The organism is Phaeobacter sp. A36a-5a, from assembly GCF_037911135.1.
GTDB lineage: Bacteria > Pseudomonadota > Alphaproteobacteria > Rhodobacterales > Rhodobacteraceae > Phaeobacter > Phaeobacter bryozoorum.
In genome coordinates this window covers 125295-138570 of record NZ_JBBLYU010000003.1, presented here as the reverse complement: position 1 = coordinate 138570, position 13276 = coordinate 125295, and the positions used below count along the sequence as shown (strand labels likewise).

General features: G+C 59.6%; 10 protein-coding genes. 7 read left to right on the top strand and 3 right to left on the bottom strand.

Annotated features, from left to right (window positions below):
• The first annotated feature begins 8 nt into the window (after positions 1-8).
• The 7 genes from urtB (at position 9) to WLQ66_RS14050 (ending at position 10428) form a co-directional block, all read left to right on the top strand.
• Positions 9-2009, top strand: a complete 2001-nt coding sequence (gene urtB, locus WLQ66_RS14080; RefSeq protein WP_340546969.1) for an urea ABC transporter permease subunit UrtB — start codon at positions 9-11, stop codon at positions 2007-2009.
• 3 nt (positions 2010-2012) lie between these two features.
• Positions 2013-3215 (top strand): urea ABC transporter permease subunit UrtC, encoded by a 1203-nt coding sequence (urtC, locus tag WLQ66_RS14075; protein ID WP_340546968.1) that lies wholly within the window; start codon positions 2013-2015, stop codon positions 3213-3215.
• Positions 3212-3952, top strand: coding sequence for an urea ABC transporter ATP-binding protein UrtD (gene urtD, locus WLQ66_RS14070; RefSeq protein WP_340546967.1), 741 nt, complete (start codon positions 3212-3214; stop codon positions 3950-3952). The genes urtC and urtD overlap by 4 nt, the downstream gene beginning before the upstream one ends.
• A gap of 3 nt (positions 3953-3955) precedes the next feature.
• Positions 3956-4651, top strand: a complete 696-nt coding sequence (gene urtE / locus WLQ66_RS14065; RefSeq protein ID WP_340546966.1) for an urea ABC transporter ATP-binding subunit UrtE — start codon at positions 3956-3958, stop codon at positions 4649-4651.
• Between the two features lie 563 nt (positions 4652-5214).
• Complete coding sequence (locus WLQ66_RS14060; RefSeq protein ID WP_340546965.1) at positions 5215-7029, top strand: BCCT family transporter; 1815 nt, start codon at positions 5215-5217, stop codon at positions 7027-7029.
• A gap of 178 nt (positions 7030-7207) precedes the next feature.
• On the top strand, positions 7208-9397 hold the full coding sequence (locus WLQ66_RS14055; RefSeq protein ID WP_340546964.1) for a dehydrogenase E1 component subunit alpha/beta: 2190 nt from the start codon (positions 7208-7210) through the stop codon (positions 9395-9397).
• Positions 9394-10428: an ACP S-malonyltransferase gene (locus tag WLQ66_RS14050; RefSeq protein ID WP_340546963.1), complete on the top strand. Its 1035-nt coding sequence runs from the start codon at positions 9394-9396 to the stop codon at positions 10426-10428. The genes WLQ66_RS14055 and WLQ66_RS14050 overlap by 4 nt, the downstream gene beginning before the upstream one ends.
• Here WLQ66_RS14050 and WLQ66_RS14045 read toward each other — a convergent pair.
• The 3 genes from WLQ66_RS14045 to WLQ66_RS14035 form a co-directional block, all read right to left on the bottom strand.
• On the bottom strand, positions 10425-12002 hold the full coding sequence (locus WLQ66_RS14045; RefSeq protein WP_340546962.1) for a DUF427 domain-containing protein: 1578 nt from the start codon (positions 12000-12002) through the stop codon (positions 10425-10427). The genes WLQ66_RS14050 and WLQ66_RS14045 overlap by 4 nt on opposite strands.
• A gap of 175 nt (positions 12003-12177) precedes the next feature.
• Positions 12178-12879, bottom strand: a complete 702-nt coding sequence (locus WLQ66_RS14040; RefSeq protein WP_340546961.1) for a winged helix-turn-helix domain-containing protein — start codon at positions 12877-12879, stop codon at positions 12178-12180.
• Positions 12851-13156: a hypothetical protein gene (locus WLQ66_RS14035; RefSeq protein WP_340546960.1), complete on the bottom strand. Its 306-nt coding sequence runs from the start codon at positions 13154-13156 to the stop codon at positions 12851-12853. The genes WLQ66_RS14040 and WLQ66_RS14035 overlap by 29 nt, the downstream gene beginning before the upstream one ends.
• Positions 13157-13276: the final 120 nt, after the last annotated feature.

Below are 13276 nucleotides of genomic sequence, written 5' to 3'. Positions count from 1 at the left end.
CGCCTATCATGACACGGTTTTTTGCCGCTGGTCTGTTTGTGCTTTGGGGCTGCTTGGCTGCCACGGCGCAGACAGCGCCTCAACTGGCCTCGCCTTCGCCTGTTGCATCTGCACCATCGAATACAGGGGTTCAGGACCTCCTTCAGTCGCAGTCCGCCTTGATTGTCGCCAGTTCGCGGCAGACGATCGAACCCGCGATTGATGCCATCGCCGAAAGTGGCCTCGCGCAGGTTCAGGCTGTCTTGCAGCTCTGGCAGGACAAGAAACTGGTCCTGCGGACATCCGACCACGTGTTCTTCAGGGCCGAGAAAAACGCTGATGGGCGCTATGATCTGATTGACCTCGACAGTGGCGCAATGGTCGGGGTGGCGGATAAGGGCGATCTCAAGCTGATCAAGCCCAACTCCGGCGTGCGGGCGATGATCGGAACGGCGCTGGTTCGGTTCCAACTGGAAGACCCGGATCTGTCGATACGACAGGCGGCAGTTACCTCCATCGGGCGGGACCCGTCAGCCGCGGCGCTCATGCCGTTGCGGGCCTCAATTGCCAGTGAGACCGATGAGGATCTGCTGGCCTTGAAGCGGCGTGCGGAGCGCCTGTTGACCATTCGCTTTGATACCGATCCAAAGGCACGTGTTGGCGCAATTGAGGAGATGTCCGCCGATCTGGGGGTTGATGTCCGCGCGACATTGAACCCGCTGTTGCAGACGGAGTTGCAAATCCATTCCTCGGGTGCGCCGACGGGTGCAAATGTCGCGGCCGAGCGGCGTATCGGGCGCGGGATCGGCGCGGAGGATGCCTATGCCGCACTGGTTGCCCGCGATCTGGCACCTGCGGCGCTGGGGGCCGACGAGATCAGGTCAGCGTTGGAGGCCAATATCGCCGATGGTCGTGTGGCCGGTATTCCATTGGCGCAATTGTCTGACCCTGCAATGCGGCAACAGGCCTATGACGGTCTGGTGGCTGCCGGTCTGGCCCGCCCGGCCCCAACCCGGGAAGAAATGGCTGAAGCAGTCGCAGGCTACCGGTACTTTGACATCTATGAGGAGTCCTCCTTGGCGGTGACGGATGCCGCAGAGACGGCACTGGCGCGCATCAACAGGCAGGTCGGTTTCAATCAGGCGGCGGATCTCACTCTGGATGCCATGTCTCTGGCGTCGATCTATTTTCTGGCGGCCATCGGTCTTGCGATCACCTTTGGCGTTATGGGGGTCATCAACATGGCCCACGGCGAATTCATCATGATGGGGGCTTATACCGGCTATGTGGTGCAGCTGTTCATCTCCGACCATACGCTGTCCATTCTGGTGGCGATTCCAGCGGCCTTTGCGGTGACCTTCGGAGCGGGGATTGCGATGGAGCGTCTGGTGATCCGCTGGCTCTACAATCGGCCGTTAGAGACGCTTCTTGCGACATTTGGTATTTCCATCGCATTGCAGCAGCTGGCCAAGAACATATTCGGGACGCAGGCGCGCCCGCTGACCGCACCGGGATGGCTGGACGGCGCGTGGATCATCAACGACGTCGTGTCCATCAGCTATATCCGTATCGCGATCTTCGTGCTGGCGTTGGGTTTTCTTGGGCTGTTGCTGTTCATTATCCGGCGCACACGCCTGGGGCTGGAAACCCGTGCCGTCACCCAAAACCGAGGCATGGCGGCATCCATGGGGATCAATCCGGACCGGGTGAATATGCTGACCTTTGGCCTGGGGTCCGGCATCGCGGGCATCGCGGGCGTTGCAATCGGGCTCTTTGCCAAGGTGACCTCCGAGCTGGGCAACGACTACATCGTCCAGAGCTTCATGACCGTTGTGGTCGGCGGCGTCGGCAGTATCTGGGGCACCCTGGCCGGGGCGGTGATGATTGGTTTCTCCCAGAAGGGCATCGAATGGTTGAACCCGTCCAACACGCTGGCGGCGCAGACCTATATGATTGTGCTGATCATCATCTTCATCCAATTCAGACCGCGCGGAATTGTTGCCCTGCGTGGCCGCGCGGCGGGGGACTGATCCATGCAGCGTTCGTTTATTGCCCGCAATCCATCGGTGTTGGTTTTCATTGCCGTTCTGGCGCTGTTCACGCTGGGAATTACCCTGCTGTCCGAAGGGTTGGGGGCCGGGTTTGTTTCCACCTCCATGATCAAGACACTGGGCAAGACTCTCTGCCTATGTCTGGTAGCGATCGCGATGGATCTGATCTGGGGCTATGTCGGTATCCTCAGCCTGGGGCATTTCGCGTTTTTCGGGCTGGGCGGCTACATGATCGGCATGTGGCTGATGTATGAGCGTACGCGGGATGCGGTGCTCGGCTCCCTGTCGGATGCGGTGCTACCGCCAACCCAGGGCGAGATACATGATGCGATCGCACATCAGATCTTTGGTGTCGTCGGGGGGGACAGCTTTCCGCTGGTCTGGGCCTTTGCCGACAGTCTGGCAGTGCAGCTCTTACTTGTGGTGGCGGTTCCCGGGCTGCTGGCGCTGGTCTTTGGCTGGCTGGCCTTTCGCAGCCGGGTCACTGGTGTCTACCTGTCGATCCTGACGCAGGCGATGACATTGGCGCTGGCGCTATATCTGTTCCAGAACGACAGCGGATTGCGTGGCAACAACGGGCTGAGCGGGCTGCAAAACCTGCCCGGTCTGACTGATGTGCCGCAGTCGCTGGTTTCGATCTGGTTTTTCTGGGGCTCGGCCCTCGCATTAGGGCTGGGCTATGTGACGGCTGCCTGGGTGGTTGGCGGAAAGTTTGGATCCGTGCTGCGGGCGATCCGCGACAATGAAACCCGGGTCCGGTTTCTGGGCTATTCCGTTGAGGGCTACAAGCTGGTGGTGTTCACCGGAACCGCCTGTGTCGCGGGCATTGCAGGTGCGCTTTATTACCCGCAGGCCGGCATCATCAACCCTGCTGAGATGGCGCCAATCGCGTCTATCTACCTCGCGGTTTGGGTCGCCATCGGTGGACGTGGCCGACTTTACGGCGCGGTGATTGGTGCCGCACTCGTCTCGCTGCTGTCCAGCTGGTTTACTGGCGGTCAGGCACCGGATGTTGATCTTGGGATTTTCACTATTCGCTGGGTCGACTGGTGGCAGGTTGTCCTGGGGCTCGGGTTCGTTCTGGTGACGCTGTTTGCGCCCAAGGGGATCGGTGGATTGCTTGACCTGATCCAGCAACGCAGAACGATTGCAACTGAACCCGGTGAGCAGGAGGTCCAGCGATGAATCCGCTTCTGGAAGTCTCAGGTATTTCGGTCAGCTTTGACGGGTTTCGCGCGATCAACAACCTGTCGTTCAGGATTGGTCCGGCGGAGCTGCGCGCGATTATCGGACCAAACGGTGCGGGCAAGACCACCTTCATGGATATTGTCACCGGGAAAACTGCGCCCGATAGCGGCAGCATCATCTGGGATGGTCGTCGAAGATCGGTGTTTGCCGGTTCCGAAGCGCGCATTGCGCGGGACGGCATTGGCCGCAAGTTCCAGAAACCGACGGTCTTCGAGGAACAGACAGTGCAGGAAAACCTGCTGCTGGCATTGAAGGCGGACCGCGGCCCGTTTGCCGTGTTACGTTATCGCCCCAGCTCGCCGCATCTTGGCCGCGTTCAGGAACTGGCTGCGGAGGTTGGTCTGGCCGATGCCTTGCACCGTTCCGCCGGGGAGCTGAGCCATGGGCAGAAACAGTGGTTGGAGATCGGCATGTTGCTGGCGCAGGAACCACGGTTGCTGCTGGTGGATGAACCGGCGGCAGGTATGAGCCCGGAAGAACGTGAACAGACCACGGCTATCCTGGTCGCAGCGGCCAAGACGCGTGCGGTTGTCGTCGTGGAGCACGATATGGACTTTGTGCGGCGCCTCAACTGCAAGGTGACGGTTCTGCACGAAGGCGCGGTCCTCGCCGAAGGATCGCTGGATCATGTGACCGCCGATCAAGCTGTCATTGATGTTTATCTGGGGCGCTAAAATATGCTGAAGCTGGAAAATATATCGCTGCACTATGGGCATTCGCAGATCCTGCATGGGATTTCGATGGAGGTGAAACGTGGTGAGGTGGCCTGCGTGATGGGGACGAATGGCGTGGGAAAGACCAGTCTGATGAAGGCGATTTCCGGTCGCCATCCTCGATCCGGTGGAGAAATTCTGCTGGACGGCGACCCATTGCGGGCTGCCTCATCCTATCAACTGGCGCAAAAAGGCATCGCTTATGTGCCGCAGGGGCGGGAGATCTTTCCGTTGCTGACGGTGCTTGAGAATCTCGAAACCGGGTTTGGCTGCCTGCCGCGAAGCGATCATCAGGTGCCGGATCGGATCTACCAGCTGTTCCCCGTTCTACACGATATGCGTCATCGCCGTGGAGGCGATCTGTCAGGGGGGCAACAACAACAGCTTGCCATTGCACGCGCATTGATCACGCGTCCGAAGCTGCTGCTGCTTGATGAACCGACCGAGGGGATCCAGCCGAATATCATTCAGCAGATCGGAGATGTAATCCGGCATCTGCGCGACGAGGGCGAGATGGCGATTGTTCTGGTCGAGCAATATTTCGATTTTGCCTATGAGCTTGCAGATAGATTTGTCGTTCTGCGACGGGGGCGCATCACACTGGCCGGGGAGCGTGCTGACATCAGCCGGTCTGACCTGCTGGCAGGTGTTTCCGTCTGAACCTTACCGGTTCTCTGCTGTCGCGGATTGGTCCGAGGCCGGTCTGTCTGGTTAACTTGCGCAAAATTTTGGCACGGTCATCAGGGATTTTGAGCGTGTTGATCTCTGTATCCGAGATGTTTTTCCGGTCGATATAAGCCGTTGAAAAAAGCTTTGACAGGCTGCAAGCATTTGAAATGTTTGAACCCTAATTCGTCTTTGCGATGGATTTAGATTTTCTGAAATTCGCTACATTTTATTCGAAGTGCCTGAAGCACTGTAATTGAGTAGTCTTGACCAAATGCGCGACGCCGACATGGGGACGAGGGGGCTTGGATGCACCTTCGAGACGGCGTCGGCGTGGGACAGGAGATAGGGGAGCAGAACTGAAACCGAACGGCTGCGCGTGCAGCAGAGCCTAGGTTGCGCCGAAGGGCCAACATGGGATCTGCCGATCTGCCCGCGTGACCGCATATCGAGCCTTGCGCAGCACCTTTGCGTGCGCTGCGCACAACCCGCCACCCGAGCGCCAGGTGATACGGGGAACGACAACAACGGCGCGCGACACGGAACAGGGAACGATTATGTCAATCAAGCCACCATTTACCGAGTTGGAGATCGAAACAGCTCCATCCGGCTTCTACGAGGGCCACAGCCTTCCTATCGCGTTGATCAGTAAGATCATCATGACGACGCTGGTCCTCTGGGCCTTGGTCTGGCCAAGCAAAGCCAGCGGAACCCTGTCCTGGGTGAACAGCGAGTTGCTGAACGGATTCAACGCCTTCTACATCATCTCCGTGGGACTGTTTGCCTTCTTCCTGTTTGTTCTGGCCATTCTGCCTGCAACCGGCAACAAGAAGCTGGGGGCGGCTGATGCGACGCCGGAATTCTCCAATTTCTCGTGGTTCTCGATGATGTTTGGTGCCGGGCTGGGCGTCGGGCTAATGGTCTTCGCAACGGCGGAGCCGCTGGGCCTCTGGGGCTCCAACCCATTGGTTCTGTCCGGCGAGGTCGCAGCAAATACCGAAGAGGCGGTCCAGTCCGCCTATCGCTACACCTTCCTGCACTATGGGTTTCACGCCTGGGCAATCTACGTTCTGACCGGCCTGTCGCTGGCCTATTATGCCTATACGCGCGATATGCCGCTGACGATCCGGTCGGCCCTGACGCCGTTGCTTGGCAAGGCTGCAAATGGCTTTATCGGCCATCTGGTTGATGTTCTGGGTGTTGTGGCCACTATTCTTGGCGTGTCCGTCACCATCGGTTTTGGTGTCAGCCAGTTCGTTGATGGCGTCTATGCGGTTTCAGGGATGGAATGGCTGATGAACGGGGATGCCGAAGCGCCGAAACCGAGCACCGTAGGCCTGCTGTCGGCGCTTTTCGTGATCATGGGGCTGTCGATTCTTTCTGCAGTTTCCGGGGTTGGTCGCGGCATCAAATATCTCTCCAACCTCAATCTCGTACTGTCGGTTATCCTGCTGCTGACCTTTGTGTTCTTTGGGTCGTTCTTCTTTGCGATGACTAAATTCGGCAGCGGTCTGGTCGATTACATCCTGCATTTCACTCAGATGTCCTTTGGTGCCTATGGGCCGCAATCGGCGGATGCCTTTGCGACGGCTCTGCCGGAGGCCGCACAGGCGCTTCCTGCGGAAGATATGAGCTCGGTCTACGGTTCGGCAACATCCCCCTGGGGGTCGCTGGGCGGCTTCACCGAAGGGCTGCCTGCGTCGGCGGCAGCGCTGGATGCCGATGCGATCTATGCAGCCGGGGAACCCGGTCGCCAGTTCGGCTGGCAGGCAGGCTGGACCACATTCTACTGGGCCTGGTGGATTGCCTTCTCGCCCTTCGTCGGTTTGTTCCTGGCACGTATTTCCAAAGGGCGCACCGTGCGTGAGTTCATTCTGGGCTGCGTAATCGCACCTGCCATCGTCTGCTTCCTGTGGATGACCATTCTGGGCGGCACCGCGATTGATCTGGAACTGAACGGTACCGCCGCAGGGTCGATCATCGGGGCGACCAATACAGCCAAGCTGTTTGTGACGCTGGAGCAGATGATTTCGGGCGGCTTCCTGTCTGCCATCACCGTGATGTGTGTTGTGCTGATCATGACCTTCCTCGTGACCTCAGCGGATTCGGGTATTCTGGTGATGAACACCATCATGTCCGGTGGCGAAGAGGAAACCGGGATCAAGCACCGTATCATCTGGGGCTTGATTCTGACCTCGGTCATCGGCGCGCTGATCATCGCTGGCAACAGTGGCGCGGCTTCCAATCCATTCGGAGCCTTGCAAAACGCTATGATCATTGGCGCACTGCCCTTCACGATTGTCATGGTTTTCATGATGATTTCACTGGCCAAGGCGCTGTATCGCGACAGTTTGCGGGCAAAGGCAGACTGATCCCGACCCTCATTGATTGCTTGTTAGAAAAGGTCGCGCCTCGGCGCGGCCTTTGTCATTCCGCGGGGCGGTCTTTGACCTGAGCAGTATGAGTTTTGCTCATGGGTGCCTGCTGTAATCTCATTGGTAAGACTGGCGCATATCGGCGATAAAGCCCCTGAGCAATAAGGGGTAGGCCATGGATCGCGCCGAGATCGTACATCAAAATTTCCTTGATCGAGTGGTCGCAGGTCGCCTGCCCCCGGGGCCGTCGCCTGTGGGGGACCTTTGCAGCAGTGATGCGGTCGCGATCTTTCGCGCGCAGGTCCTGAGCCGTGCCCTGGACCGCACCAGCCGGGCTATGCAAAAGGCTGGGCAGGGTTTCTACACGATCGGCTCGTCCGGTCATGAAGGAATGGCGGCGGTTGCGCGAGCCTTGCGCGCTGATGACATGGCCTTCCTGCACTACCGCGACGCCGCATTTCAGATCGCCCGGGCAGATCAGGTGCCGGGTCAGAGCATTGCCTGGGATATGCTGCTGTCCTTTGCCTGTTCTGCCGAGGATCCGACATCGGGAGGGCGGCACAAGGTGCTGGGATCCAAGGCGCTGATGATCCCGCCACAGACCTCGACCATTGCCAGCCATCTGCCCAAGGCGGTCGGCGCGGCCTATTCTATCGGTGCCGCGCGACGGCATGATCCAGAGCACCGGGTTCTGCCTGACGATGGGCTTGTGATGTGTTCCTTCGGCGATGCCTCGGCCAATCATTCGACGGCACAAGGAGCGATCAATACCGCCTGTTGGGCGTCTGTGCAGTCGACGCCTTTGCCGCTGCTGTTTGTCTGTGAGGACAACGGGATTGGCATTTCGGTCAAGACTCCGAAGGGGTGGATCGAAGCGTCGATGTCGTATCGGCCGGGTATGCGCTATTTTCAGGCCGACGGGCTGAATATCCACGACACCTATGCGGTGGCCGGGGCAGCTGCCGACTACGTTCGTCGCTGTCGCAAGCCTGCTTTCCTGCATCTGCGCACCGTGCGGCTCTACGGTCATGCAGGTGCAGACGTGCCGACCACTTACCTCAGCAAGGCAGAGGTTGAGGCGGATGAGGCCAATGATCCGCTGCTGCACTCCGTGCGGTTGCTGTCGCAATCCGGAGCTTTGTCACGGGAAGCGGCACTGGAGATTTACACTGAGACCTGCGCGCGGGTTGAACGGATCCGCACAGAGGTCGTCACCCGTCCGCATCTGAGAACGGCAGGGGATGTCAGTGCCAGCCTGATCCCACCAAAGCGGGTCTGTCGCAAGACGAACGGGCCAAGCGGTGAGGTGCGGGCAGAAATTCTGGGCAGCGATCTGCGTGCTCAGACAGACCCCCAGCCGATGAGCCGGTTGATCAACTGGGCCTTGACCGACCTGATGCTGGAGCATCCTGAGCTGGTCACTATGGGTGAAGATGTCGGCCGGAAGGGGGGCGTCTATGGCGTCACCCAGAAGCTGCAACAGCGGTTTGGCCCGGACCGGGTGATTGATACCTTGCTGGACGAGCAGTCGATCCTTGGGCTGGCCATCGGCATGGGACACAACGGATTTGTCCCGATCCCGGAGATCCAGTTCCTGGCCTATCTACACAACGCCGAGGATCAGATCCGTGGCGAGGCCGCGACCCTGCCGTTTTTCTCTAACGGCCAGTTCAGCAATCCGATGGTGCTGCGGATTGCCGGTCTGGGCTATCAGAAAGGCTTCGGTGGCCATTTCCACAATGACAATTCGCTGGCGGTCCTGCGCGATATTCCGGGCATCGTGATTGCCTGTCCCTCGGACGGGTCCGAGGCCGCGATGATGCTGCGCGAGGCCGTGCGTCTGGCGCGGGAGGAGCAGCGCGTCGTGGTCTTTGTCGAGCCGATAGCGCTTTATCCGATGCGTGATTTGCATGAGCCGAAGGACGGCGGCTGGATGCGTCTCTATCCCGCACCCGACCAGCGGATTGCGTTGGGAGAGGTCGGGGTGCATGGCGATGGCCAAGACCTTGCCATCGTGACCTATGGCAATGGCCGTTACTTGGCGACACAGGCCCAGTCCGAGCTGAAGGCCAAGGGCGTTTCCACCCGGGTCGTCGATCTGCGCTGGCTCGCGCCGTTGCCAAAGGAAGCGCTGCTTGCGGCCACGGCAGGATGCGACAACATCCTGATCGTCGACGAATGCCGCAGCACAGGAAGTCAGTCGGAGGCGCTGATGTCGCTGTTCTATGAGACGGATGGCGCGCCGATGGCACGTGTCGTGGCGGAGGATTGCTTTATCCCGACCGGTCCCGCCTATGCTGCAACATTGCCGTCAAAGGAGAGTATCGTCGCAGCGGCGCTGCGGCTGACAGGAGCTGACACATGACCCGCACCGCTGTTCTGATCTGTCCCGGACGTGGCACATACAACAAAACGGAACTTGGGTATCTGGCGCGTCACCACGCCGACAAGCAGGCTCTAATTGGATCATTTGACGCAATGCGCGAGGCCGCGGGCCAAGAGAGTGTCACTGCGCTGGATGGTGCTGAGAGATACGCGATGTCCAAATACACGCGCGGCGATGTGGCCTCTCCGCTGATCTATGCCAGCGCGATTGCGGATGCGCAGTCACTCGCCGAAGACATTGATGTCGTGGCGGTCACGGGCAATTCGATGGGCTGGTACATCGCGCTGGCCGCCGCCGGTGCGCTCAGCCCTCAAACAGGGTTTGAGGTGGTCAACACCATGGGTCAGCTGATGCAGCAGCATCTCATTGGCGGGCAGCTGGTTTACCCCTGTCAGAGCGACGACTGGCAGTTGGATCGGCAGCGCAAGACAGAGCTGCTTCAGCTGGTGCGTGACATAGACAGCAGGCCTGATCATCACCTGTCGCTGTCAATCAATCTGGGCGGCATGCTGGTGCTGGCGGGCAATGCCGACGGTCTGGATGCGTTTGAACAGGCTGTGCCGCAGGTGCAGGATCGCTTCCCCATGCGATTGCCCAACCATGCCGCGTTCCATACCGACCTACAGGCCCCGGTCGCTGCTGAAGGCCGGTCGCGACTGCCGGTGGACCTGTTCTCTGCGGCAAAGAAGCCATTGGTCGACGGGCGAGGGCAGGTTTGGTGGCCTGGCGGATATTCACTGACGAGCCTCAGGGACTACACGCTGAATGCGCAGGTCGTTGAGCCTTATGATTTCACTCGCGCGGTGCAGGTCGCGGCGCAGGAGTTCGCGCCGGATCTGTTTATCATCACCGGACCGGGGGCAACGCTGGGCGGCGCTGTTGCGCAGTCGCTGGTGCAGATCAACTGGCAGAGGCTCGGTGGCAAGGCTGCGTTCAAGGCGCGGCAGGCGCAGGAGCCGCTGGTTGTAACAATGGGGGACGAGGCGCAGCGCCTGCTGGTCAGCCGTTAGGACGCGGCGAGCTGGTCGGCATCCATCGCCACGGAAACGGCGAAGGCCTCAACCGGGCGGGAGACATTGTGCAGCGATACCGAGCCAAGCGGCGTCGCTTGTTCCGGGGTTTCCAACAGGTCGCGGCTGACCACGATCGTATGGCCGCAGGATTTGCCATAGTCGCCAAGCCGTGCGGCGATATTGGCGGCCTGACCGATGACGGTGAAATCCAACCGCTCACGGGATCCGACGTTGCCGTAGGTGACACGACCGTAGGCGAGACCGATGGCCGATTCACAGCGCCGCTTGCCCTCTTCGTCGCCCATTGCGTCCAGTCCGGCAACAATTGCCCGCGCCGATTGCAGGGCCTGCGCGCGTGCCTCATCGGGTGTGTCGCCAGCGGGGAACACCGCTAGGACCGCATCGCCGATGAATTTCAGCACCTCGCCGCCGTGTTCATGCACGATCGTCGATACCGTTTCAAAGAAGCTGTTGAGTAGCTCGATATAGGCGCTGCGGCCCAGGTCCTCCTCAAGCCGAGTGGATCCACGCAGGTCGCAGAACATAATGGCGGCATCAATGTCATCGCCATCACCACGCCGGATTTCCCCACCCAGAACCCGCGCGCCGGTTCGCTTGCCTACATAGGTTTCCAGCAGGGACTGTGCGTTCTCCCGCTGCATGAACACTTCATAGTACCGGGCAATAACCGCAGAACATTCGAATATCAGCCCCAGGTTCTCGGTCGAGAACCCTTTCGGATGATGGCTGGCAACCGTCAGCACGTTTATCCTCCCATCGGAGAAGGGCAGCGGCATCGCCACGTAATCGGTTGCGCCCTCTTCCCTCAGATCGCTGAGGATCGGAAAGGCATCGCTGGGCTGATCCAGATCCAACCGCTGCCGGATGCCGCCAAGCCCGTTGGAAACATGGCGCAGGGGGCTGTTCTGAAATGCCGGGTGATCGTGGATCTCATAGCTCGGGGCGTAGGTCGTGACCTTGCCGGTGGCGCGGCTCCAGATGAAGTTCTTGCCCGCGATCATCGGGTGCAGGGACCAGGCCATCACCGAGAGGCGCGACAGGTGAACGCCATGTTCGACCAGTTTCTCCGACAGGCTTTGGGTGAATTCCTCAGGTGTCGGCAGATATGCAGCTTCGCGCAGCAGCCAATCGATCAGCGGTCCTGAAATATTACCATATTCCGGGACCTCAAGCTGATTGCTGCCAAGGTCGATCTCAACGCGCGCTTCCGGCATAAAACTGACATGGCCTGCGATGCCGGAAGCCTCAGGCAGAGCATCGTCATAGGACCAGGCGGCATTGCAGATGCTCTGTTCGCCAAGTTCCAGATCCTGATAGCCTGCAGTTCCCTTAAACGGGCAGAAGGTCTGGTGCCCGTTGGCAGGCGTCAGGCAGGTGTGGATATCGTCACGGGGAAAATAGATGGCGGCAGGTCGGCGGGTCTCATACATCACCTTGGCACGGGTGCTCTGGGCGATGATCCTGCCACCGAGCCGCGCCGTAACCGGGCCGCGCAGCTCCTCTACCATAATTCCATATGCAGGTCTTGCGGTGCTGGCGCGCATGTTCATGAGGGCTGTTCCCGGGTGGACTGACAACATGGGATCCATGTTGCCTGGTTTTCTACTATGTGGTGGTTTCCCGGCAAAATGCCAGAGCTGCACAGGGAATTGATCCATTGGATAAGGGCTGAAGGCCCTGTCAGTATGCGGTGGCGGGATTGGTGACCTCCCTGCGCACGGGGGGTCACACCATGCGGATCACATCCTTGCTGATCGACAGGACATAGCCGCGCTTGGCGATATTCTTGACCAGAAGCTCGCTGACCATCTGATTGCCCAATGTATCGCGCAGCCGCTTTATCCGTGTCGCTCCTGCGGCCTCTTCGCAGTCAACTGAGGGGCGGCCAGATATCATCGCCTCGATCTCCGCACCGGAGAGGACATCGTCATCAAGCCGGGCCTCGGCCAGAACTGCGAGCGTTTCCATCGCTGCGGCGGTCAGTTTGAAGCCCATGGTATTGAGGTAGACGGTGTTTTCTTCGCGGCTGATCAGCAGTTCAGTCACTTGGATGCCTGCGCGTTCGATCTGGACCATGCGCCGGTTCAGCATGACCAGCATGGCCAGAACCACCAGCGCAGCCACCATCATCATGGTGGCAAAGACCATCAGCACAAAAATTACCATCCGATAGCTGGTCAGCGTATCGGCAAAGGCCGTGCCGGACTGGGCGAGGATCTCAAGCAGCTTGATCTCGGCCTGCGTGGTAAGGTCGTTTTCCACAAAGACCCGCTCGACCCTTGCGTTGAAAGCGTTGGCATCGGGAAGCGTCAGCAGCAGCACGGTACCGGCAATCGCCAGCAAGGCAACGATGGCAGTGATCCCCAATGCGATGACGCGGCTTCCCGCAGCGCGCACCTCAGAAACGGAGAAAATAGGGTCCGGCATCTGTTTTCCTTTGTTCCAGCCCGTCGGGACCAAAAATGGACAGAACATTGAGCAAGGTCCAGCCCGCTGCCAACAGCCGGTCGGAGATTTCGGCCTTGGCGGCCGGCTTGCTGCAGCCGCCGCCAAGCTGGATCACGCCGTAATGCAGCCGCAGCGGGGCATCCTGTTTCGCCTTGTAATCGGCGTAACACTCGGCCGCTGCGGCCGGGCTCGTATCGCTGAGCATACCAATGGCAAGACCGGCAATCAGAGCTGTGGAGATAAGGAGGTTTTTCATACCCTCACACTGCGCATTTGTCGCGGGATATTCAATAACAACAGGCGATTGCGGGTGGTGATATTCGATAACAAGGCGCCGTTATTGCCTGTCCGCACGGTTCCGAACCAGGCTGATTGC